Genomic DNA, 21,859 nt, shown 5'->3' on the forward strand with positions numbered 1-21,859 from the left:
GAGTGCGTGTCGTCGGGGGCGGGACGTGATCCGGGACATACGTGTTGTCGGCCATATGGCTTATCGAGGCCTTTGGGTAGCTTGGGGTGCTTGCCCTGTTTGCGGATCCTGCGGCGGGGCGTGTCACCTGCCCGCTGTCCCCTCCAGGAGACCCATGCGCTTGCGAACAGCCTCCGTGCCACCCCTCGTCCTGGCGGGCGGTGTCCTGACCGTCGGCGTCGGCGCCCTCTATCTGACCGGGGTGGTCCTCACCAGCGGTGAGATCGAGTCGGGGACGACGGTGCGCGGTGTGGACATCGGGGGCCTCAGCCGTACGGAGGCCGTGCGCAGGCTGGACGCACACCTGGCGGCGGCCGGCCCGCGGGAGCTGACGGTCCGGGTCGGGGGCCGCACCGCGACCGTGGACCCGCGCTCGGCCGGCATCGGCTTTGACGCCGCGCGCACGGTCGACCGGGCGGCCCGCAACGGCTCCGACCCGGTGGGCGTGGTCCGCGGCCTCTTCCGCACAGGAGGCGGCGACGAGGAACCGGTCGTGCGGGTCGACGAGGCGAAGACCCGCGCCACCCTGGAGAAGCTGGCGAAGACACTGGACCAGGGGGTCCGCGAAGGCGCCGTCGGCTTCACCGGCGCGCGGGTCCGGCAGGTCGCCCCGAGCCCGGGGCACACGCTGGACGTGGACGCTGCGGTCGGCACCCTGCGGGCCTCCTTCCTGCGCGGCGCGACGGGGGAGATCACGGACCTCCCCGCCCGCGAGACACGGCCGAAGGTCACCGAGGACGAGGTACGGCGGGCGGTGCGCGACTTCGCGCGCCCGGCCGTCTCCGCGCCCGTCACCCTCACCGCGGACGGCAGGCGCGTCACCGTCGCCCCGGCCGTCCTGGGCGAGCACCTGACGATGCGGCCGGACGGCGCCGGCAGGCTGGTGCCGGAACTGGACGTCCGGGGGCTGCGGGCGGCGCCCTCGGTGGCCCGCCCCCTGGCCGCCGTCACCACGACCCCCGAGAACGCCGTCCTCGGGCTGGACGGCGACCGGGCCGTGGTCGCCCGGGACGCCCGGACCGGCGTACGGATCACCGACAAGGCGCTGGGCAAGGCGGTCCTGCCGCTGCTCACCCGGTCGGGCGGAGCGAGGACCGGGGAGGTGGCCGTGGAGCGGACCCGGCCCGAGGTGACCCGGGAGAGCGCGCCCCGGCTGGGACTGAAGGAGCGGATGTCGTCCTTCACCGTCCACTTCGAACGGGCCGCGTACCGCACCAAGAACATCGGGCGGGCCGCGCACCTGATCGACGGCTCCGTCGTCCTGCCCGGCGAGACCTGGAGCTTCAACCGCACCGTGGGGCAGCGCACCGAGGCCAACGGCTTCGGCGAGGGCATCATGATCCTCGGCGGCGAGTTCACCAAGGCACCCGGCGGCGGGGTCTCCACCATGGCCACGACCATGTACAACGCGATGTTCTTCGCCGGTGTGCGGCCCGTGGAGCACGGTGCCCACTCCTTCTACATCGAGCGCTACCCGGAGGGCCGCGAGGCGACGGTCGCGTGGGGCAGTCTCGACCTGAAGTTCGCCAACGACTCCGGACACGCCCTCTACGTCCGGGCCCGGGCCACGGACACCTCGGTGACCGTCGACTTCCTCGGCACCAGGAAGTACGACGAGGTCAGGTCGGTGACCGGGCCGCGTACCCGGGTGACGCAGCCGCGGCACAAGGTCGGCACCGGCGAGCAGTGCGTGCCGCAGACCCCGCTGGAGGGCTTCGACGTCACCGTCCAGCGGGTGTTCTACGACGGCGGCAGGGAAGTGCGGCGGGAGCCGTTCCGCACCCACTACACCCCGCGGGACGAGATCACCTGCGAACCCGCCCGGTGAGCGAAGGCGGAGGCGGGGCGGGGTCGGGGTGAGGGCGGTGGCAGGTGGTGACACCCGCGCGCCACGGGCAGGCCAGCGCCGCGAAGCCCCCCTGGGCGACGACGTCCACGGTGAGGGTGTCCCCGCCGCGCAGGACGCGCCGGTCCAGGACCAGACCGCCGGCGCCGTCGAGCACCGTCTCCACCAGCCACCGTCCAGGCCCGAGGGCCAGCGGTACCGACGCCGTGCGGGCGGCCCCCGCGTACACCCCGCCCACGAACCAGCGGTCCCCGCTGCGGCGGGCGAGCACCGCCTCCTGCCCGGGCCGCCCCGTGAGCAGCCGGGTGTCGTCCCAGGTCGCCGGGAGCTGGTCGAAGTAGGCCCGGGCGAGCGGCCGTTCGTCGTACGACGCGGGGGTGCCCGCGAACATCTGGAGCCCCGACTCGTAGAGCACGCCCAGCCCGACCTCCGCGGCGTCGGAGTTCGGACGCAGTCCGACGCGCTGGAAGGCGCCCGGGGTGAAGTCCATGGAGCCGACGACGTTGCGGGTGAAGGGCAGGGTGGTGAGATGGGCGGCGGTGTTCGTCCGCTTCTCCTCGCCGCCGACGCCCTCCAGCGTCATGACGTGCGGCCAGGTCCGCTGGATGCCCTTGGGGATCGTGGAGCCGTGGAAGTCCACCATGAGGTGGTGGGCGGCGGTCTCCGGGAGGACGGCGTCGTACCACCGGAGCATCGACTGCGCCTCGGAGTTCATGAAGTCGATCTTGACGCCCTTGACGCCCCACTGCTCCAGGGTGGGCAGCCACCGCGCGCGTTCCTCGGGGGTGTCGAGGTCGCGCTGGTGGATCCAGACGATGATCCCGACGCCCTTGGCCCGCGCGTACGCGACGAGTTCCGGCATCCAGCTGTTCGCCTGCCAGTCCGGGTCGGTGACGTCCCACTCGTCCTTCTTGAAGTACCACCCCGAATCGACGGCCTCGTAGGGCCAGTTGCGTGCGGCGGCGTAGTCGACGTAGGCCTTCTGCGCCGCGAGGCTCTGCCCGGCCGCGCGGCCCCCGGCGAGCCAGGTCCACAGCACGGTGCCGGGCCGGATCCACCGGGTGTCGGTGACCTCGGAGGCGGGGGCGAGGTCGTCGGTGAAGGTGGACCGGGTGACGGTCGCGAGGTCACCGGTGACCAGGGCCCGCCAGGGGGTGGCGAGCGGGCCGTCGGCCTCCACCCGTTCGTCGGCGAGCCGGACGCGGTAGGTGCCGCTGCCCTGGGTGTGGGCGAGCCGGGCCCCCGAGTACGCGCCGGTGAGACCGGACTCGGCGAGCAGGGTGTAGCCGCCGGGGGTGGCGAAGAGCGCCTGCGGTGAGTAGGCGCCGGTGGGCGCGCTCGCCGCGGTGTACGGGGCGAACTGGCCCTCGTTGTCCGTCCGGTAGGTGCTGAGCCAGGCGCCCGCCTCGGACGGCAGGGTGAACGCGGAGGTCTCACCGAGGACGTCGCCGTACCCGGCGGGCAGGACGTACCGGTAGGCGACGCCGTCCGCGGCGGCGCGCACGACGAGGTCGAGCCGGGCCCCGGCCGGCGTGGCGAACGACAGCCGGGTCTCGGTCATCCGTACCCGCCGGTCCAGGCGTTTGCCCGACGCGGCCCGGTACCGCTCGTCGACGGTCCGGTCCGTGCGGCGCAGGAAGCGCAGATCCCGGGAGAGGTCGGCTCTTTCGGTGACGATGCCGACGGGGGACGGCTCGACGACCGTACGGCCCTCGCGGGACACGCCGATGCCGAGGGTGCCGGTGGCGCCGTCCAGGGAGATCCGGGCGCGGGGCCCGTGGGCCGCCGCCGTGACGGCCCAGTCGCGGTCACGGGGGCCCGGGTCCTGCCCGGCCCGTGCGGGAACGGTCGTGAGGAGGGTGGCCACCAGCCCGGCGCACAGTGCGGTGACCGCGGTTCTGATCGGAGCAGCCATGGGAGGTCTTCCTGTCAGGGATCCGGGCGGGCGGTCGGCTACGGCAGGCCCCAGGGCGCGCCCGGTTCGCTCACGGTGACCGGCGCGACGACGAGGTCGGGGCGCGGGCCGGCGTGGATGAGCACCTCGCGGCCTTCGGGCAGGTCGACGGAGAGCACCCCGTCGCCCAGGTCGCGGGTGGCGGCCGGAGTGCCGTCGTCCAGGAGCACGGTGAGCCGGCCGGCGAGGCCGTGCCGCACCGAGAGCGGCTCGCCCGCCAGGCTCCTGATCCGGACGAACCGGGTCGTCCCCGCGGTACGGACGGCGCTGACCAGGAAGGCGCCCTCGGTGCGGAAGTCGTGCAGGGTGACGTCGGCCCAGGCCTTCGGGACGGCCGGGAACACCTGGATCACGCCGTTCCAGCTCTGGCAGAACATGTCGTGCAGGGACTGCGAGGCGGACAGCGGCGTCTCGATGACGGGACCGGCCTCGGTGTAGTGGGTGTTGGCCCGGCAGGGATAGCGCGTGGTGGGGTCGAAGAACTTCCGCAGGTACGAGATCGCGGTGTCGCCGTCGCCGGTCATGGCGTACATCGACGCGGCCCCGGTGTAGCTGTAGCCGCGATGGGCGCCGGTCAGCGCGTGCCAGTGCACCAGCGACTTCCTGATCAGTTCGCGGTTCTCGGGCTGGTCCCAGTTGACGAGGTACAGCGGGTACACCATGAGCAGGTGCGAGTAGTGCCGGTGGGACTGCGCGTACGGGGTGTCCGCGCCGATCATGAAGCCGTTGTCGTCGACCGGGTACGGCGTGAGCTTGGCCAGCACTTCCTGCCAGCGGGGGATCAGCTCGTCGTCCAGGTGCAGCAGCCGTGCGCTGTCGAGGAGCGTCCGGCAGCCCCAGCGGACGAGGGCCAGGTCGTAGTTGGTGTCCTGGGGAGGCACGACGGGGTACTCGGGGGAGAGGGTGCTGGGCAGATGGAGCCTTCCGTCGCTGCCCGGGGTGAGGAAGTGCAGGTAGTAGTTGATCGCCCGGCGCAGCACGGGGAAGACGGTGTCGCGCAGCATCGAGCGGTCCATGGAATGCCGGTAGGACAGCCACACGTTGTGCAGCGCCCAGGTGAGGTCGCCGGTCTCGGCGCCGGTGCCGGGCCGCCCCACGCCCCGGTCGGCGAACATGTCCGAGCTGCGGCCGACGCCCGAGCTGTCGGTGCGGTAGGCGGCGGGCACGTTCGCGGTCAGCTGTTCCTGGTTCTGGCGCAGCGTCGTGGCGAGCGAGTCGAGTTCGGGGTGGTTGAACCCGTGGACGAGCCAGTACTCCAGCTGGACGTTGAGGTTCCACCACACGGCGGGCCACGGGGTGGGCTCCAGCCAGGGCCCGCAGGTGGCCATGACGGGCCCGCCGGCGCGACTGGCGGAGGCGACCTTGTAGAGCTGGATCCAGTGGAAGCTCTGCAGCCGCTCGTCGGGGAACGACACGAAGCTCTTCGGGTAGAACGCGTGCCACCAGTCGGTGTGCCGCCGCCTGAGCGCCCCGTAGGAGGCGGCGCGCCGCAGGTTGCGCAGCGAGTCGGCCTCGGCGGCGGTGGCGGAGGGGAAGCCGTGGCCGACGCTGATCAGCAGCTCGCCGCCGGTGCGGCGGTAGGCGGTCGCCGTCGATCCGCCGCCCGTCAGGGGCTGGAGCACCTGCTCGGTGCCGTCGGCGGCGGTCCTGGTGGTCCAGGCCGGGTTGGCCGTGTAGCCGGCGGGCGGCTCCTCCTGGATCCTGCGCGGGCTGAGGGCTTCCTCGGGGTGGAAGGTCCAGGTGACCTGCTCGCCGCCGGTGGCCGTCACCCGGGTGGCCAGGACCTCGTCGTGGACGAACGCGGAGAGGGTGAGGGTGCCGGCGCTGGTGGTGACGGTTCCGGTGAGTTCGGCGTTCCACAGGCTCAGCCGCCAGTCGACGCCGGTGATGGTGCCGACGGGATCGAGCGTGAGATGGCCGACGGGCAGCCGGCAGGTGCCCCAGCCGCTGCCGAACTCGGGCCGGTGGTCCTGGACCCGCCCGTGCTGGACGGTGAAACGGATCCGGTCGGCGCCGGGCTCCTGGTAGACCATGCTGCCGAGCAGTCCGTCGCCGAGGAACGGGCCCTCGTACCAGCGGGTGGGCAGCCGGCTCCACCGCAGGTCCTGGGCGCGCAGGAAGCCGGCCCAGGCGCTGTCGGTGGTCATGGTGGAGCGGAGTTTCCACGGGCGGGCCCGGACCGCCGCGTCCTGGTCGGTACCGGCGGCCCGGGCCGCCGGTAAATCCTCTTCCGCGTGGGCCGCCACGGGCAGGGCCGCGGCGGCCGCACCGCCCAGCGCGGTACCGATCACGGCTCTGCGGGGCAGGGGGGAGCGCTCCCCGGACTGCGAGGTCATCATCGTCCTCCGGATCTGACGGGCCGTCGAGACATCGGGTGTATCCGGAACTTAGGGAGACCCCGTGGGGCTGTCAATGCCCTGTGGGCCTTGACTGATCCGATGTCTTGGACTTGCCTGTGGGCATGTTCCTGACTCGGGCCCGTCCCCCGCCGTGGGAGGGCGCGCCACGGCTCCACCGGTGAGCCGTTCGAGGAGTGCGGCACCACCGACCCGCCACCCGGGCCCCGCTCATGCCGGGGTCCCCTTCCGCGCCGGCGCTACCGCACGCGGCGACCCGTGTCCGCCCGGTCCGCCGATCGCTCCGCCGGCTCGGGGCGGCCTCGCACCCAGCCGAGCAGCATCACCGAGCACACCGCCGCCAGGGCGCACCAGGTCGAGACGAACTCCAGACGCCACAGCGCGAAGCAGGCCGCGGCGCCCGCGCCCACCACCGCCCCGAGAGCCACCAGCCCGCGGTCCCCGCTCAGCAGCAGCGAGCCGACGGTGGACAGGAGGTACCCGGCCACGAGCACGGCGGGGAACGGGAGGCCGACCGCGTACCCGACGGTGTGACCGCGGATCTCGGCCGTCACCGGCCCGGTCGCCATGCCGTACGCGAGCGCGGCGGCGGTCGCGGCGCCCAGCACGACTAGCGCGGTCAGCCTGCGCCGGGCCGGGGGCCGGGCCGCGCACCACACCCCCGCCGGCACCCACACCGCCAGCAGCGGCAGCGCGATCACGGCCCAGGCCACGGTGGCGGGTCCGCCGCCCCCGTCCGCGTGCCAGACCGCCGCCTCGACGATCTGGTGGGCCCCGAGCAGCAGTGGCAGCGCGGCGAGGGGAAGGTCGCGCGGGGCACGCGCCCGGGCGACACAGGCCGCCCCGACCGCCACCACACCGGCGCCCACGGCCAGGTCGGCCGTCGCACTCCAACACATCACGCCACCCAGGGATAGAGCGTCGCCGGATCCGTTCATGTCGCGCTGTGCTTGCCACGCTACGACCCGCCGTGCCCGTCCCGAGCGCCCGCCGGCGGCGCGCGGGGCCACGCTAGGCTGTCCGGGTGGGTGGAAGGCTGTCCGCGGACCGTCCCGACCGTTCGGCGGCGGGCGCCCGGCAGGGATCGAAGGGGGCCACGGGTGGACGCCTCGCGCGGAGCCGGCGGTTTCGGGCCGGCGCACGGCGCGGCCGTGCTGGAGGTGGGGCCGTTGTCCGGCAGACCGGGCATCCGTGCCAGGGGCGAGATCAGCGAGCTCACCCGCCCGCCCTGGGAAGCGGCCCTCGCGGGACTGGCACGGGAACACGCGGACGTCTCCTACGTGGAACTGTCCGAAGTGGGGTTCGTCGACGTGGCCGGGGTCGCGGCGCTCGCCGTCACGGCGCTGGGCCTGCCCGGAGGCCGCATGGTCGTGGAGCACCCGCCGCCCCAGGTGCCCCGGGTCCTGGGTCTGTTCTGGCCGGGCCTCGGCAGGATCGAGGTGGCGCCGTGACGAACACGGTCGCGACCCACGAGGCGTTCGAGCACCCCGCCCTGTTCTACCGGGACGCTCAGGAATACGTGGACCGGACGGTGTCCTTCGTGCAGGAGGGCCTGGACCTCGGTGAACCGGTGGCGGTGGCCGTGCCCGGCCCCAACCTCGAGCTGATCAGGACCGGTCTGGGGGCGGACGCACAGGCCGTGCACCTGCTCGACATGACGGTGGCGGGCCGCAACCCGGGCCGCATCATCCCCGGAGTGCTGCGCGCGTTCGCCGACGCCCACGAGCCCGGCCGGGTGCGGATCATCGGGGAGCCGGTCTGGGCGGGCCGCAGCACGGTCGAGTACCCGGCGTGCGCCCAGCACGAGGCGCTGATCAACGCCGCCTTCGAGGGCCGGCCGGTGACCATCCTGTGCCCCTACGACGCGACGGGCCTGGACGAGGAGGTCCTCGCCGACGCGAGGAGCACCCACCCGACCGTGCTGACCGGAGACACGGAGCAGGTCAGCGACGCCTACGACTGGCGCGGGGTCGTCGCCCGGTACAACGAGGCGCTGGTGCCCGCGCCGGACGCCGCCGTGTTCTCCTTCGGCGCCGACGAGCTGTACGCGGTGCGCGCCTTCGCGGTCGAGGAGGCGGGACGGCTGGGCCTCACGGGTCAGCGGCTGAACGACGCGGAACTCGCGGTGGCCGAGCTGACGACCAACAGCGTGGTGCACGGCGCCGGACGGGGAACCCTCGCCGTCTGGGCCGCCGAGGGACAGGTCGTGTGCGAGGTCCGGGACGCCGGCCGGCTGTCCGACCCGCTGGCCGGGCGCAGGCCGCCCGCGCGCGGGCAGATCGGCGGCCGCGGCCTGATGCTGGTCCACTACGTGGCCGACCTGGTCCGTCTCCACACCGGCGACGAGGGCACGACCGTCCGCTTCTACCTCGGCCGCTGAGCCCCGCACGGGCCGGACCGGACCTGATCGGGACCGGTTCGGACCGCCTCGCGAGCCCTGGTCCCGGCGCGGTCCGGCATCGTTGCGCCGCCGGGTCCGGGGGTCAGACGGTGTCGCGCAGCGCGGTCCAGGTGGCCTTGTTCACGACCCCGTCGGCGGTGATCCCCCTGGCGCTCTGGAAGGAGCCGACCGCCGCCTCCGTCTCGGGACCGAAGTCGCCGTTCACGCCGGAACCGCCCACGTCGTAGCCGCGTTCGACGAGCATGCACTGCACCTGCCGCACCCGCTTGCCGGTGTCGCCGGGGCCGGTGCGGGCCTTGCCCGCGTAGTACCCGCAGTCGGTGATCCAGGGCGGGGCGGCCGGTTCGGTCGGGGCGCTGTCCGCGGACCCGCTCGGCGAGGCGGAGGGGCCGGTACCGCCGACCGCGGTGGCGGTGGAGTCCGGCCGCCCGTCCGGCGGCGACGCGGTGACCCGGGTGGAGACGACGGCTCCGGAGGGCGCCGCGCCCCCGGCCGTGGTCGGCTCCGCCCGCCCGCCTGCCGAGCCCGCGGCGGAGGCCCGGTCCCAGCCGCCGGAGGTGGCCGGCGGAGCCGCTGCCCCGCCCGCGGGACCGCCCGATGCGGAGGAGTCCGGCCGGGACGGGGCGGCGGACACGGAGGTGTCCGGGCGCGTGAACACGAAGAGGCCCGCCGCGACGGCACACAGGGCGGTGGCGCCCGCGGCCGCCACGACCCGCTTCCTCGGCGACCAGGCCCGGACGGCCGTCGACCGCGCGGGCGCGGCCGGGGGCGCACCGCCGTGCCCGGCGTCCGGAACTCCCCCGGCCACGGCCGACGTGCCCGCCTGCGGCGCGACCCCGACGGGCGGCGACGGCTGTCCCGGCACCGCCCGGTTCACCGAGGGGTGCAGCCGGGCGGCCCGGGCGACGGGCAGGCGGTGCAGCGTCTCGTAGGCCCGGCGGCGGGCCAGCATCCTGTCGTGCACCGGCTCGGGCCAGCCCGCCTTGCCCGCGTGCGGTCCGGAGGTGTCGATGAGCTCCCCGGGGGTCGGACGCCCTTCCGGTTCCTTCGCCAGACAGGCGGTCAGCAGCGCGCCCAGCTCCGGATCGGCCGCGGAGACCGCGCCGGTCACCTCCGGGTTCGGCTCCTCGAAGGCGACCCGGTGCATCACGTCGACGCCGGTGCCGTCGCCGAACGGGGCCCGGCCGGTGGCCGCGTACAGCAGCGTCCCGGCCAGCGAGAACACATCGGAGGCCGCGTCGCAGTGGCCCGTGCGCAGATACTCCGGCGACATGTAGGCCGGGGTGCCGACCCGGTTGCCGGTACCGGTGATCGCGCTGGCGTCCGCGGCCTTCGCGATCCCGAAGTCGATCACATGGGCGCCCACGAGCGACAGCAGCACGTTGGACGGCTTCAGGTCCCGGTGCACGACCTCGGCCGCGGCGAGGGCGGTGAGTGCCCGCCCCAGCTCCGCCACCAGTTGCCACACGGCGGCCGGCGGCAGGGCTCCGTCCGTGCGCACCACGTCGGCCAGGTCGAGACCCGGGATGTACTCCGTGGCCATCCACAGCAGTTGGTCGTCCCAGCCGGTGCCGCGTAATCTCGGCGCGTACGGCGGGCCGAGACGGGCGTGCACATGCGCCTCGTGCACGAACCGGCGCTGGAAGCGGACGTCCTCGGCGTACTCCGGCCGGATCACCTTCACCGCGAACAGCCCGGGGCCGTCGTCGGCGGCCCGGGCCAGATAGACCCGCCCCATCCCGCCACTGCCGAGCAGCGCCACGGGCACGAAGGCGCCCACGCGGACCGGGTCACCGGCCCGCAGCGGTCCGGCCCCGGTCCGCCGGAGCGCGGCGGCCTCGTCCGTCGGGGAGTTCGCCGGGTCCGCGGGGTGCGGCAGGGGCTGGAGGTGGTCGGACACGGAACTCCCGAAGTGATGTTCGTCGTAAGTCAGTTCGCCCTGTACGGGACACCGAATCTAGCCGAGCCACGGCCCGTGCTCAGGGTTTCCGGCGGTTCCGTCCGGCCCGTGGCGCGTGCGGGGCGGACCCCGGGCGGACCCCCGGGCGGCGCGACGCAGGCGGGTGAAGCCTGAGCCGCCGTCACCTCCACGGGGCATGCATGAGGATCTCCGCCGTATCCGGCCGGGTCGGCGGAATCGACGCGCTGGAGACGAGAGTGATGAACGAACGAACCGAAGACACCGGCCCCCGCACGGTCAGGGTGCCGGTCCTCATCGTCGGCGGCTCCCTGGTCGGCCTGTCGACCTCGTTGTTCCTGGGACGGCTGGGCGTGCCCCACCTGCTGGTGGAGCGTCACGCGGGCACCTCCATCCACCCGCGGGGCCGCGGCAACAACGTCCGCACGATGGAGCTCTTCCGGGTGGCGGAGGTCGAGAAGGCGATCCAGGACGCCGCCGCCACCCTGGCGGACAACCACGGCATCCTCCAGGCCCCCACCCTGGTCGGCGACGCGGGCGAATGGCTGTTCCGGGACATCGACCCGGGCGGCGGTCTGGCCCGCTTCAGCCCCAGCTCGTGGTGCCTGTGCAGCCAGAACGACCTCGAGCCGGTTCTCCTGGACCACGCCCGCGCCCACGGCGGGGACCTGCGCTTCTCCACCGAGCTGATGTCCTTCGACACCGACCCGACCGGTGTCACCGCGGTGGTCAAGAGCCGGGAGACCGGCGAGCACACCACCGTCCGCGCCGACTACCTCGTCGCCGCGGACGGCCCGCGCAGCCCCGTCCGCGAGCAGCTCGGCATCGGTCAGAGCGGACCCGGCGACCTGTTCCACAACGTCAGCCTCACCTTCCGCTCGCGCGCCCTCGCGCAGGTGGTGGGCGACCGCCGCTTCATCGTCTGCTACCTGACCAGCCCGGACGCCGACGGCGCCCTGCTGCCGGTGGACAACCGGGAGAACTGGGTCTTCCACGCTCCCTGGCACCCCGAACACGGCGAGACGCTGGAGGAGTTCACCGAGGAACGCTGCGTCGAGCACATCCGCCGGGCCGTCGGGGTCGCCGACCTCGACGTGGAGATCACCGGCAGGGCGCCCTGGCACGCCGCCCAGCGGGTGGCCCGCAGCTACCGGTCGGGACGGGTCTTCCTGGCCGGTGACTCGGCCCACGAGATGTCGCCCACCGGGGCCTTCGGGTCCAACACCGGCATCCAGGACGCCCACAACCTGGCCTGGAAGCTGGCCGCGGTGCACGAGGGCTGGGCGGGGGAGGAACTCCTCGACACCTACGACGCCGAGCGGCGCCCCGTGGCCGAGGCCACCAGCGCCCGGGCCGCCGCCCGGTCCGCCGAGCACAGCCACCCGGGATTCGCCGCGCCGCCCGCGGCGGGCGGCGGCGGTCCCCAGCGGGGCATCCTCAACGTGGCCCTCGGCTACCGCTACCCGCAGGGCGCGGTCGTCGGCGCCGACCCCGGCGTCCCGGTCGTGCCGGAGGGCCTCGACCTGACGGGCGCCCCCGGCAGCCGGGCACCTCACCTGTGGGTCAGGCAGGGGGAGCGGCGCCTGTCCACCCTCGACCTCTACGAACGGTCCCTCGTCCTGCTCAGCGACGCCGGTGAGCAGCACGCGTGGCACCGGGCCGCCCTCCGCCTCGCCGAGGGGTCGGCCCTTCCGCTCAGGTCGTACCGGGTGGGCACCGGGGCCGGGGCCGACCTGGTGCCGGAGGGCGACGCCGACTGGGCCGAGCGCCACGGCGTGGGACGCGGGGGCGCCGTCCTCGTGCGGCCCGACGGGTTCGTCGCCTGGCGTTCGGCGGGTCCGGACGCGGATGCCGAGGCCACCCTGCGCCGGGTCCTGAAGACCGGGCTGGCGGTCGGCTGACCCCGGTGGCATCACCCGTGTGAACGCCCCGAGTGGTGCCGCGGCGACCGGCGGCTGACGGTGGATCACGTCCCGGTCGGGTCCCCACGGCTGACGAGGTGTCGGCTGCCCGGTCGCGACGGAAGGACCATCAGATGCGTTCAGCTCGCATGATCCTGGCCACCGCGGCGGCCTCGGCCGCCCTCGCCATCGGCGCCCCGGGCGCCTACGCAGCCGGTGACACAAACCACGACGACTCTTCCTACAGCAAGGAGGACACCTCCTCGTACAGCACCGACCACGACAGCCAGGAGGACTCCACCGCCAAGGAGGAGGACTCCACCGCCAAGGAAGACCACGGCAAGGAAGACCACGGCAAGGAAGACCACGGCAAGGAGGAGAAGGACGAGCACGGCAAGGAGGAGCACGGCAAGGAGCACGGCAAGCCCAGCGGCGGCATGCACACCGGCGGCGGGGCCCTGGCCCTGACCGGAGACAGCGGTGACCGCGGCGCGGCCAAGGACCCCCGCTTCGACCCGGAGACCTACAAGGACAAGGACAGCTCCGGCGGCCACGGCAACGACTCCTGGAACGGCGGGCACGAGGAGTCCGAAGGCGGCTGGAGCAAGGAGCACGACAAGCCCAGCGGCGGCATGCACACCGGAGGCGGCGCCCTCGCCACCCCCACCACGACCGCGGCCGGACTCGGCATCCTCGCCGTCGCCGGCACCGGCCTCTACGCCCTGCGCCGCAAGAAGAGCGCCCCGGGCGCGGCCTGACCCGTGCCGGACGCGATAGCGCGGCCGCGGCCGCCACGCATGCCCCCGCGTGGCGGCCCGGCCCGCTCCCCGTGCTCTGTCCGCTCCGCTGCCGCGCCCGAGTGAGGTGGTCCTCCCATGGCAGTTCCCCCCTCTTCCGCCCCTTCCCCCTCCGACCCCGCCGGCGAGCCGCCGCCCGCCGAGGAGGGACGGTCCCGCACCGGTCTGACGATGATCTGCGCCGCGGCCGCGGCGCTCCTGGCGCTGAACCTGTTCGGCGGCAACGACACCTCGTCCGGCGCCCCCAGTCCGCCGCACGCCCCGCCCGCGGCCGGATCGCTCCCCGCCGCCTCGGGCGCGGGCGCAGCGCAAGCGGACGGCGGGGCCCCGGCGGGCAAGCACCTGCCGCGCTCCAGGCCCGTGCGGCTGCTCATCCCGAAGATCGCGGTCGACGCCCCCTTCACCGACCTCGCCATCGGGGCCGACGGACGGCTCGAACCCCCGCCGGCCGCCGACGTCAACCTCGTCGGCTGGCACGCCGCCGGAGTCTCCCCCGGCGAGGCGGGCACCGCGATCATCGCCGGGCACGTCGACACCAAGACGTCCCCCGCCGTCTTCGCGGGACTCAGCGGCCTGACCAAGGGCGACGGCTTCCAGGTCCTGCGGGCCGACGGCAGCAAGGCGTCCTTCCGCGTCGACGACGTGGAGACCTTCGACAAGGCCGACTTCCCCGACGAACGCGTGTACGCCGACACCGCGCAGGCGCAGGTGCGGCTCATCACCTGTGCGGGCAACTACGACAGGCGCGTCAAGGACTACACGGACAACCTGGTCGTCTTCGCCCATCTCGTCTGACGTCCGGGCGCCCGGTCACCCGCGTAGTTCATCCGAGTCGCGCGCTCGCGGGGACGGGCACAGGATCGAGGCACGCTGACGTCGCATCACCGCGGCCGACGTTCACTTCCCCCCTCCGCGAAGGAGATGTGCGCAGGATGACCACCACGTCCGAACGTGTTGCCGGTTCGCGGGCGCGACAGGCGTCACAACGTGTCTCCCAGTCCGTGTTCGACGGCTCCCGGCTCCGCGTCGTCCTTCTGGTCGACGTCTACGACGGGGCCCAGCAGCAGTTCCTCGAGGCGTACGAACAGCTCTGCAACCAGGTCGCGTCCGTCCCCGGACATGTCAGCGACCAACTGTGCCAGTCCATCGAGAACCCCTCCCAGTGGCTCATCACCAGCGAGTGGGAGAGCGCCCCGCCGTTCCTCGCCTGGGTCAACAGCGAGGAGCACGTGGCGATGGTGGAGCCGCTCCACAGCTGCGTGCGCGACACCCGCTCGCTGCGCTTCCACGTCGTGCGCGAGACCGGCGGCCCGGCGACGGGCGCCGACCGCGCCGAGCGCAGGCTCCAGTCGTCCCCCCGGATCGGCGACGGGGTGATCCGCCACGCGCTCACCTTCACCGTCAAGCCGGGCAGCGAGGAGATCGTCGCGAAGATCCTCGCCGACTACGCCTCGCCCGAGCCGCAGGTCGACGACACCACCCGGCTGTGCCGCACCTCGCTGTTCATGCACGGCAACCGGGTGGTCCGCGCCATCGAGGTGCGCGGCGACCTGCTCTCCGCGCTGCGCCACGTCTCCCGGCAGCCCGAGGTGCGGGCCGTCGAGGAGGCCATCAACCCCCATCTGGAGCAGGACCGGGACCTGAACGACCCCGAGTCCGCCCGGGTCTTCTTCACCCGTGCCGCGCTGCCGGCCGTGCACCACGTGACGGCGGAGCGGATGGACGCGCAGGCCGAGCGGTACGCCCTGTACTACCCGACCCGGGCGGACGGCGGCATGAAGCTGGCCGAGCTGCTCGCCCGGCAGGACGAGGCGGCGGCCGACGACCCGCGCAGCCCGGTCCTGCGCAGCACGATCTTCCAGCGCGACGACTGCGTCGTACGGCTGATCGACGTGCGCGGCGGACTCGAGGCCGCCGACCCCGGACAGGCCCTCGGTCTGTCCGACCCCGGACAGGTGGCCGAGCTGACGACGCTCGAGGACGACGCCGCCGGTGCGTCCGCGTCGAAGGACGGCCGTCTCGCGCGCTTCCTCGAACGGGCGCGCATGGATCTCGTCACCGACCGCCGGTCGCCCGACGCCTGATTCGTCATCGGTGCGGGGGGGCGGTGCCCCGCCCCTCCCACGCCGGTGCAGTACTTCATCGGAGGAACGTCGTGATCACTTCCCGTCACAGAATCGTGGATCTCAGCGAGGTCGAGCCCAACACCCGGCGCGGCGGCGACCTGCGCGCCATGCTCACCCCCGCCACGGTCGGCGCCACCAGCGGTTTCATGGGCCTCGCCCTCATCCAGCCCGGCGACCGCATCGCTGAGCACTACCACCCGTACTCCGAGGAGTTCGTGTACGTCGTGTGCGGGCAGCTCGAGGTGGACCTGGACGGCGAGCCGCACCCGCTCCAGCCGGAGCAGGGGCTGCTGATCCCGCTCAACGTGCGCCACCGCTTCCGCAACGTCGGCAAGGTGGAGGCCCGGATGGTCTTCCACCTCGGCCCGCTGGCCCCGAGCCCGCCGCTGGGCCACGTCGACACCGAGGAGACCGTCGCCGAGCCCGTGGTCGTCGGGGCCGAGGCGGCCGGTGGACGTCAGGTCCGGTCATGACGAGACGAGTGGCGGTCACCGGCATAGGCATCGTCGCCCCGGGCGGCATAGGCGTACCGGCGTTCTGGAGCCTTCTGGCGGCCGGACGCACGGCGACGCGTGCCATCACGTTCTTCGACCCGGCCGGTCTGCGCTCACGGATCGCCGCCGAGTGCGACTTCGACCCGGCGGCCCACGGGCTGGACGCGCGCGACGTCGAACGCTGCGACCGCTACATCCAGTTCGCCCTGGTCGCGGGCGACGAGGCGGTACGGGACGCCGGTCTCGACCTGGCCGCCGAGAATCCCTGGCGGGTCGGCGTCTCCCTGGGCACGGCGGTCGGCGGCACCACCCGGCTGGAGAAGGACTACGTCCTGGTCAGCAATCGCGGTCAGCGCTGGGACGTCGACCACCGCGAGGCGGCGCCGGACCTGCACCGCGCGTTCACGCCCAGCACCCTCGCGTCCACGGTGGCGGAGCGGTTCGGGGCGCGCGGCCCGGTGCAGACCGTCTCCACGGGCTGCACCTCCGGGCTCGACGCCGTCGGATACGCCTTCCACACCGTGGAGGAGGGCCGGGCCGACATCTGCATCGCCGGCGCCTCGGACTCGCCGATCTCCCCGATCACCATGGCGTGCTTCGACGCGATCAAGGCCACCTCGCCGAACAACGACGACCCGGCCCACGCCTCACGTCCCTTCGACGCCGACCGTGACGGGTTCGTCATGGGCGAGGGCGGCGCCGTGCTCGTACTGGAGGAGCTGGAGCACGCGAGGGCCCGCGGCGCCCACGTCTACTGCGAGCTCGGCGGGTACGCCACGTTCGGCAACGCGTACCACATGACCGGCCTGACCAGCGAGGGACTGGAGATGGCCCGGGCCATCGAGGACGCCCTCGACCACGCCCGGATCGACGCAGGCTCGATCGACTACGTCAACGCGCACGGGTCGGGCACCAAGCAGAACGACCGTCACGAGACCGCCGCGGTGAAGCGGGTCCTGGGCCCGCACGCCTACGACACCCCCATGAGCTCCATCAAGTCGATGGTGGGTCACTCCCTCGGCGCGATCGGAGCGATCGAACTCGTCGCCTGCGTACTGGCCCTGGCCAACCAGGTGGTACCGCCGACCGCGAACTACGAGACCCCCGACCCCGAGTGCGACCTGGACTACGTCCCGCGCGTGGCCCGCGAGCGCAAGCTCTCCAGCGTCCTTTCGGTGGGCAGCGGGTTCGGCGGCTTCCAGTCCGCGGTGGTCATGAACCGGCCGAGGGAGAAGACACGATGAGCGAACCCCATGCTCGGCGCGCGGCGGTCACGGGAATCGGTGTGGTCGCGCCCAACGGAGCCAGTACCGAGACGTTCTGGAAGTCCACCCGGGAGGGCATCAGCGTCCTCGACCGGGTGACCCGCGAGGGCTGTGAGGAGCTGCCGCTGCGGGTGGCGGGCCAGGTGCGCGACTTCGACCCGTCGGCCGCGATCGAGGAGCGCTTCCTGGTCCAGACCGACCGGTTCACGCACTTCGCGATGGCCGCGGCCGACCTCGCGCTGGACGACGCCCAGCTGCACCGGCCCGAGACCGACGCCGCGCCGTTCTCCGTGGGCGTGGTCACCGCGGCGGGCTCCGGCGGCGGCGAGTTCGGACAGCGCGAGCTCCAGCAGCTGTGGGGCAAGGGCAGCCGGTTCGTCGGCCCGTACCAGTCCATCGCCTGGTTCTACGCCGCCAGCACCGGCCAGATCTCCATCCGCCGCGGCTTCAAGGGACCCTGCTCGGTCGTCGCCGCCGACGAGGCCGGCGGTCTGGACGCCCTCGCGCACGCGGCGCGGGCCGTGCGGCGCGGCACCGACGTGATCGTGGCCGGGGCGACCGAGGCCCCGATCGCGCCGTACTCGGTGGTGTGCCAGCTCGGCTACGACGAGCTGAGCACGGTCGACGACCCGACCCGCGCCTACCGTCCGTTCACCACCGCCGCCTGCGGGTTCGTGCCCGCCGAGGGCGGCGCCATGGCGGTGGTGGAGGCGGAGTCCACAGCCCGGGCGCGTGGCGCGCGGGTGCGGGCCCGGCTGGCCGGACACGCGGCGACCTTCACCGGGGCCTCCCGCTGGGAGGAGTCGAGGCAAGGGCTCGCCGAGGCCGTACGCGGAGCCCTCGCGGAGGCCGGCTGCGCCCCGGAGGAGATCGACGTGGTCTTCGCCGACGCCCTCGGGGTCCCGGAGGCAGACCGGGCCGAGGCGCTGGCGATCACCGACGCCCTCGGCGCCCACGGCAGGCGGGTGCCCGTCACCGCGCCGAAGACCGGGATCGGCCGCGGCTACTGCGCGGCGCCCCTGATGGACGTGGCGGCGGCGGTGCTCACGATGGAGCACGGCGTGATCCCGCCCACCCCGAACGTGTTCGACATCTGCCACGACCTCGATCTCGTGACCGGCCGGGCCCGTACCGCCGAGGTGCGCACGGCACTGGTCCTGAGCCGGGGACTCATGGGGTCGAACGCGGCGCTGGTGCTGCGGCACGGCGCCACCGACGCCTCGTGACGAGGTGTCACGGAGCAGCAGAGGAAGGGAACGGCAATGACGGACCGCATCACTGTGGAAGAGCTGGCTGGTCTGCTGAAGAAGGCCGCGGGGGTCACCGTCCCGCCGGCCGAGCTCACGGAGCGGGCGGACGGCGGCTTCGACGAACTGGGTGTCGACTCGCTGGGTCTGCTCGGCATCGTCGGCGAGCTGGAGAACCGGTACGGCATCGCGATGCCGCCGGACGCCGAGCGCTGCAAGACCCCCAGGGAGTTCCTCGACCTGGTGAACAGCACCCTGCCGACAGGAGCCTGACATGACCGGACACACGCAGAACGAGATCACCATCGCGGCACCCCTGGACCTGGTCTGGGAGGTGACCAACGACCTGGAGAACTGGCCCCGCCTGTTCAGCGAGTACGCCTCCGTGGAGATCCTCTCCCGCGAGGGGCGCCGTACGACGTTCCGGCTGACCATGCACCCGGACGAGAACGGCACGGTGTGGAGCTGGGTCTCGGAGCGCGAGCCGGACCGCGACACGCTCACCGTCAAGGCCCGCAGGGTCGAGACGGGGCCGTTCGCCCACATGGACATCCACTGGCGGTACGAGGAGGTACCGGCCGGCACGCGGATGGTCTGGACGCAGGACTTCGCGATGAAGCCCGAGGCGCCGGTCGACGACGAGTGGATGACCGACAACATCAACCGCAACTCCAAGGTCCAGCTGGCCCTGATCCGGGACCGCATCGAGAAGACCGCCGCCGAGCGCGGCGCCACCCCCGGTCTGACCGGCTGACCCGGACGGAGGACAACCCCATGCACCAGGCACTGATCGTCGCCCGGATGGCCCCGGGATCGGCCCCCGACATCGCCAAGGTGTTCGAGGAGTCCGACCGGGGGGAGCTGCCGCGGCTCGTCGGGGTGCACCGGCGCAGCCTCTTCCAGTTCGGCGACGTCTACATGCACCTGATCGAGTCCGAGCGCGATCCGGGACCCGCCATCGCCAAGGTCGTCGGGCACCCCGAGTTCCGTGACGTCAGCGAGCGGCTGGCCTCCTACGTCAGCGCGTACGACCCCGAGACCTGGCGTTCCCCGAAGGACGCCATGGCGCAGCGCTTCTACCTCTGGGAGCGCGAGCCGGCCGGCTGACCGCAGCCTGCCCTCACCGGTCGCCGGACCCGCCACGCTGCGGGCCCGGCGACCGGTGTTTCGGGGGGAAGAGCTCTCGGTGATCCGGGTCGGGTCCGGATCAGCCGTCCACGTGGCAGTCGAACGCGTGCAGGTACGGGTTGACGGGACTGATGTCGTCGATGACCAGGCCGGCCTCGGTCAGCCGGTCCACCATGCTGCGGGTGGTGTGCTTGGCCCCGCCGACGTTGAGGAGCAGCAGCAGGTCCATCGCGGTGCTGAACCGCATCGAGGGGGTGTCGTCGACGAGGTTCTCGATGACCACGACCCGGGTGCCCGGGCCGCCCGCCTCGCGGACGTTGCGCAGCGTGCGGGCGGTGCTCTCGTCGTCCCACTCCAGGATGTTCTTGATGACGTAGACGTCGGCCTTCACCGGGACGGCCGTGCGGACGTCGCCGGGCACCACGCGCGCGCGGCCGGCGAGGTCGCCGCCCGGGAGCAGGCGCGGCACCGCGTTCTCCACGACCCGGGGCAGGTCGAGCAGCGTGCCGCGCATCGCGGGGTACTTGTCCAGCAGGCTGGCCACCACGTGCCCCTGGCCGCCGCCGATGTCCGCGACCGAGGCGCTCCCCGACAGGTCGAGGAACTCCGCGACGTCGCGTGCCGACTGCACGCTGGAGGTGGTCATGGCGCGGTTGAAGACGTCGGCCGACTCCGGGGCGTCCTCGTTGAGGTAGGGGAAGAACTCCTTGCCGTAGAGGCCTTCCACCACGTTGCCGCCGGTGCGCACCGCCTCGTCGAGCAGCGGCCAGGCGTCCCAGGTCCACGGCTCGGTGCACCACAGGGTGATGGCCCGCAGGCTGTTGGGGTCGTCCTCGCGCAGCAGCCGGGAGACGTCGGTGTGCTCGAACGTTCCGTCCGGGCACTCGGTGAAGACGCCGTAGCAGGACAGGGCCCGCATCAGGCGCCGCAGCGGGCGCGGTTCGGTCTTCACCGCGGCCGCGATGTCCTCCACCGGCATGGGGGCGTCGCCGAGGGCGTCGGCGACGCCCAGCCGGGCGGCGGCGCGCAGGGCGGCGGCGCAGGCCGCCCCGAAGGCGAGTTCACGCAGCCGCATGGACGGCGGAGGGGCGGACTGGGCGGTCGTCATGGGCCGTCTTCCTTCCTTCTCTGGGTTCCGGGTGTTCAGCACAGGCCCGCGGGCTTCGACGACCGGCAGTCGTTGCCCTCGAAGGCGTTGCCCTTGCCGGTGTCCGTGTTGACCAGGTCGGCGGGGGAGTTGTCGCGCAGCAGGTTGTCGCTGATCCGGTTCCGGTCGCTGGTCGTGCCGACGAAGCTCTTGAACAGCACGATGCCGCCGGACAGCGGGGACTTGCCGGCGTTGTCCTTGATCACGTTCCGGGTGATCACGCTGTCCTCGGCGCCGGTCAGGACGATGCCGGACCCCTGGAGGGCGTCCAGCCGGGCCGTCTTCGGGCAGGACTTGTTGTTGTGCTCGATGCGGTTCTCGGTCACGGTCACGAAACCGGCCTTCGGCTTGTTCTCGTCGCCGACGACGAACACCGCGGCGCAGTTGTCCGTCAGGAGGTTGTCCGCGACGGTGAGGTTGCGCAGCCTGCGCACGGTGACGCCGATCCGGTTGCCCGTCAGCCGGTTGTGCTCGACCACCGTGCCGTCGGTGTCGGTGGCGCCCATCTCCTCCTTGACCGAGTTGGCGAGGAAGAGCCCCGCGTCACCGTTGTCGCGGGCGGTGTTGTCGCGGAACTCGCCGTGGAGGGAGCGTTCCGTGGCGATGCCCCACACGCCGTTCTTCACCGCGGTGACCCTGCGCACGGTCAGCCCGTCGGCGTCCGTGGCGTAGACGCCGTTCTTGGTGAAGCCGGTGACCGTCAGGGACGCGAGGGTGACGCCGTCGACGTTGTGGTCCTTCGTGCCCGTGACGCAGATGCCGTTGCCGCTCGCGGCACAACTGCTCGCGGACCTGGCGGGCTTGGGAGCCTTGGCGGGCTTGGCGGGCTTGGCGGGCTTGGCCGGCTTGGAGGGCTTCGCCGGTTTGGGGGCGGGCTTCGCGGTGCCGGTCCCGGCGGCCGGGGCGGTGGTGGCGGTGCCTGCCGCGGGCCGGAGCACCGTGCCGCGGCCCATGCCGCGCAGGGTGAGTCCGGGCGTGCTGATGTCGACGCTCTGGCGGTACGTGCCGGCCGCCACCAGGACGGTGTCGCCCGGCCGCGCGGCGTCCACCGCCTTCTGGATCGACTCGCCGGGGTGGACGATGTGGACCCGGTGTCCGGCGTCCGGCGCGGCGGCGCCGAGTCCCGTCCCGAGGAGCGCGGCCGTGCAGGCCAGATACGCGATATGGCATTTCTTCATATTGTGCACGGTATGACCGTATGGTTCGGTAACCGCCGGGATAGGCCGTCCGGCGGCGTGT

The 21,859-nt window shown here is 73.2% G+C and carries 19 protein-coding genes; 13 read left to right on the forward strand and 6 right to left on the reverse strand.

What is annotated here, in order from left to right; translation table 11 throughout:
• The first annotated feature begins 154 nt into the window (after positions 1–154).
• The gene (locus Saso_RS07440) at positions 155–1,867 is read left to right on the forward strand and encodes a VanW family protein (RefSeq protein WP_189927490.1); all 1,713 of its coding nucleotides are present in this window, start codon (positions 155–157) and stop codon (positions 1,865–1,867) included.
• Here Saso_RS07440 and Saso_RS07445 read toward each other — a convergent pair.
• The 3 genes from Saso_RS07445 to Saso_RS07455 form a co-directional block, all read right to left on the reverse strand.
• Complete coding sequence (locus Saso_RS07445; RefSeq protein WP_189927491.1) at positions 1,845–3,800, reverse strand: glycoside hydrolase family 97 protein; 1,956 nt, start codon at positions 3,798–3,800, stop codon at positions 1,845–1,847. The two genes, Saso_RS07440 and Saso_RS07445, sit on opposite strands and share 23 nt — an antisense overlap.
• Positions 3,801–3,838: 38 nt before the next feature.
• Positions 3,839–6,175, reverse strand: coding sequence for a glycosyl hydrolase family 95 catalytic domain-containing protein (locus Saso_RS07450; RefSeq protein WP_189927492.1), 2,337 nt, complete (start codon positions 6,173–6,175; stop codon positions 3,839–3,841).
• A gap of 260 nt (positions 6,176–6,435) precedes the next feature.
• A complete protein-coding gene (locus Saso_RS07455) occupies positions 6,436–7,095 on the reverse strand; it encodes a DUF6629 family protein (protein ID WP_189927493.1) in 660 nt (219 codons plus the stop codon).
• 201 nt (positions 7,096–7,296) lie between these two features.
• Here Saso_RS07455 and Saso_RS07460 point away from each other — a divergent pair, with 201 nt between their 5' ends.
• Together Saso_RS07460 and Saso_RS07465 are read left to right on the forward strand one after the other, a co-directional pair.
• Positions 7,297–7,647 (forward strand): STAS domain-containing protein, encoded by a 351-nt coding sequence (locus tag Saso_RS07460; protein ID WP_189927494.1) that lies wholly within the window; start codon positions 7,297–7,299, stop codon positions 7,645–7,647.
• Positions 7,644–8,576, forward strand: a complete 933-nt coding sequence (locus tag Saso_RS07465; protein ID WP_189927495.1) for an anti-sigma factor RsbA family regulatory protein — start codon at positions 7,644–7,646, stop codon at positions 8,574–8,576. The genes Saso_RS07460 and Saso_RS07465 overlap by 4 nt, the downstream gene beginning before the upstream one ends.
• A 103-nt stretch (positions 8,577–8,679) precedes the next feature.
• Here Saso_RS07465 and Saso_RS07470 read toward each other — a convergent pair whose 3' ends face one another.
• The gene (locus tag Saso_RS07470; protein WP_229901541.1) at positions 8,680–10,497 is read right to left on the reverse strand and encodes a serine/threonine-protein kinase; all 1,818 of its coding nucleotides are present in this window, start codon (positions 10,495–10,497) and stop codon (positions 8,680–8,682) included.
• Between the two features lie 260 nt (positions 10,498–10,757).
• Here Saso_RS07470 and Saso_RS07475 point away from each other — a divergent pair, with 260 nt between their 5' ends.
• From Saso_RS07475 to Saso_RS07520, 10 genes are all read left to right on the forward strand, one after another.
• A complete protein-coding gene (locus Saso_RS07475) occupies positions 10,758–12,416 on the forward strand; it encodes an FAD-dependent oxidoreductase (protein WP_189927496.1) in 1,659 nt (552 codons plus the stop codon).
• 134 nt (positions 12,417–12,550) lie between these two features.
• On the forward strand, positions 12,551–13,174 hold the full coding sequence (locus Saso_RS07480) for a hypothetical protein (protein WP_203833509.1): 624 nt from the start codon (positions 12,551–12,553) through the stop codon (positions 13,172–13,174).
• Between the two features lie 117 nt (positions 13,175–13,291).
• A complete protein-coding gene (locus Saso_RS07485) occupies positions 13,292–14,008 on the forward strand; it encodes a class F sortase (RefSeq protein ID WP_189928678.1) in 717 nt (238 codons plus the stop codon).
• Between the two features lie 137 nt (positions 14,009–14,145).
• Positions 14,146–15,297 carry a SchA/CurD-like domain-containing protein gene (locus tag Saso_RS07490; protein ID WP_189928679.1) on the forward strand — a complete coding sequence of 384 codons (1,152 nt, stop codon included), beginning with the start codon at positions 14,146–14,148 and terminating at the stop codon, positions 15,295–15,297.
• Positions 15,298–15,392: 95 nt separating this feature from the next.
• A complete protein-coding gene (locus Saso_RS07495; RefSeq protein WP_189928694.1) occupies positions 15,393–15,812 on the forward strand; it encodes a cupin domain-containing protein in 420 nt (139 codons plus the stop codon).
• Positions 15,809–17,077 (forward strand): beta-ketoacyl-[acyl-carrier-protein] synthase family protein, encoded by a 1,269-nt coding sequence (locus tag Saso_RS07500; RefSeq protein ID WP_189928680.1) that lies wholly within the window; start codon positions 15,809–15,811, stop codon positions 17,075–17,077. The genes Saso_RS07495 and Saso_RS07500 overlap by 4 nt, the downstream gene beginning before the upstream one ends.
• On the forward strand, positions 17,074–18,324 hold the full coding sequence (locus tag Saso_RS07505) for a beta-ketoacyl synthase N-terminal-like domain-containing protein (protein ID WP_189928681.1): 1,251 nt from the start codon (positions 17,074–17,076) through the stop codon (positions 18,322–18,324). Before Saso_RS07500 ends, Saso_RS07505 begins: the two co-directional genes overlap by 4 nt.
• A gap of 36 nt (positions 18,325–18,360) precedes the next feature.
• A complete protein-coding gene (locus tag Saso_RS07510; RefSeq protein WP_189928682.1) occupies positions 18,361–18,618 on the forward strand; it encodes an acyl carrier protein in 258 nt (85 codons plus the stop codon).
• 1 nt (position 18,619) lies between these two features.
• Positions 18,620–19,099, forward strand: a complete 480-nt coding sequence (locus tag Saso_RS07515) for an SRPBCC family protein (RefSeq protein ID WP_189928683.1) — start codon at positions 18,620–18,622, stop codon at positions 19,097–19,099.
• A 20-nt stretch (positions 19,100–19,119) separates the two neighbouring features.
• Positions 19,120–19,452 (forward strand): TcmI family type II polyketide cyclase, encoded by a 333-nt coding sequence (locus Saso_RS07520; protein ID WP_189928684.1) that lies wholly within the window; start codon positions 19,120–19,122, stop codon positions 19,450–19,452.
• A gap of 100 nt (positions 19,453–19,552) precedes the next feature.
• On the opposite strand, the gene Saso_RS07525 is transcribed toward Saso_RS07520, so the two are convergent.
• Positions 19,553–20,581: a methyltransferase gene (locus tag Saso_RS07525; protein WP_189928685.1), complete on the reverse strand. Its 1,029-nt coding sequence runs from the start codon at positions 20,579–20,581 to the stop codon at positions 19,553–19,555.
• 35 nt (positions 20,582–20,616) lie between these two features.
• The gene (locus tag Saso_RS07530; protein WP_189928686.1) at positions 20,617–21,798 is read right to left on the reverse strand and encodes a right-handed parallel beta-helix repeat-containing protein; all 1,182 of its coding nucleotides are present in this window, start codon (positions 21,796–21,798) and stop codon (positions 20,617–20,619) included.
• Positions 21,799–21,859: the final 61 nt, after the last annotated feature.

Source organism: Streptomyces asoensis (assembly GCF_016860545.1).
Classification (GTDB): domain Bacteria; phylum Actinomycetota; class Actinomycetes; order Streptomycetales; family Streptomycetaceae; genus Streptomyces; species Streptomyces asoensis.

Bases quoted from the DNA above. Each gene is read 5' to 3' on its own strand.
- Saso_RS07480 (WP_203833509.1), top strand. From the start codon at position 12,551: ATGCGTTCAGCTCGCATGATCCTGGCCACCGCGGCGGCCTCGGCCGCC.
- Saso_RS07530 (WP_189928686.1), bottom strand. From the start codon at position 21,798: ATGAAGAAATGCCATATCGCGTATCTGGCCTGCACGGCCGCGCTCCTC.
- Saso_RS07440 (WP_189927490.1), top strand. From the start codon at position 155: ATGCGCTTGCGAACAGCCTCCGTGCCACCCCTCGTCCTGGCGGGCGGT.
- Saso_RS07505 (WP_189928681.1), top strand. From the start codon at position 17,074: ATGAGCGAACCCCATGCTCGGCGCGCGGCGGTCACGGGAATCGGTGTG.
- Saso_RS07515 (WP_189928683.1), top strand. From the start codon at position 18,620: ATGACCGGACACACGCAGAACGAGATCACCATCGCGGCACCCCTGGAC.
- Saso_RS07450 (WP_189927492.1), bottom strand. From the start codon at position 6,175: ATGACCTCGCAGTCCGGGGAGCGCTCCCCCCTGCCCCGCAGAGCCGTG.
- Saso_RS07455 (WP_189927493.1), bottom strand. From the start codon at position 7,095: ATGTGTTGGAGTGCGACGGCCGACCTGGCCGTGGGCGCCGGTGTGGTG.
- Saso_RS07500 (WP_189928680.1), top strand. From the start codon at position 15,809: ATGACGAGACGAGTGGCGGTCACCGGCATAGGCATCGTCGCCCCGGGC.
- Saso_RS07485 (WP_189928678.1), top strand. From the start codon at position 13,292: ATGGCAGTTCCCCCCTCTTCCGCCCCTTCCCCCTCCGACCCCGCCGGC.
- Saso_RS07475 (WP_189927496.1), top strand. From the start codon at position 10,758: ATGAACGAACGAACCGAAGACACCGGCCCCCGCACGGTCAGGGTGCCG.
- Saso_RS07490 (WP_189928679.1), top strand. From the start codon at position 14,146: ATGACCACCACGTCCGAACGTGTTGCCGGTTCGCGGGCGCGACAGGCG.
- Saso_RS07445 (WP_189927491.1), bottom strand. From the start codon at position 3,800: ATGGCTGCTCCGATCAGAACCGCGGTCACCGCACTGTGCGCCGGGCTG.
- Saso_RS07520 (WP_189928684.1), top strand. From the start codon at position 19,120: ATGCACCAGGCACTGATCGTCGCCCGGATGGCCCCGGGATCGGCCCCC.
- Saso_RS07510 (WP_189928682.1), top strand. From the start codon at position 18,361: ATGACGGACCGCATCACTGTGGAAGAGCTGGCTGGTCTGCTGAAGAAG.
- Saso_RS07525 (WP_189928685.1), bottom strand. From the start codon at position 20,581: ATGACGACCGCCCAGTCCGCCCCTCCGCCGTCCATGCGGCTGCGTGAA.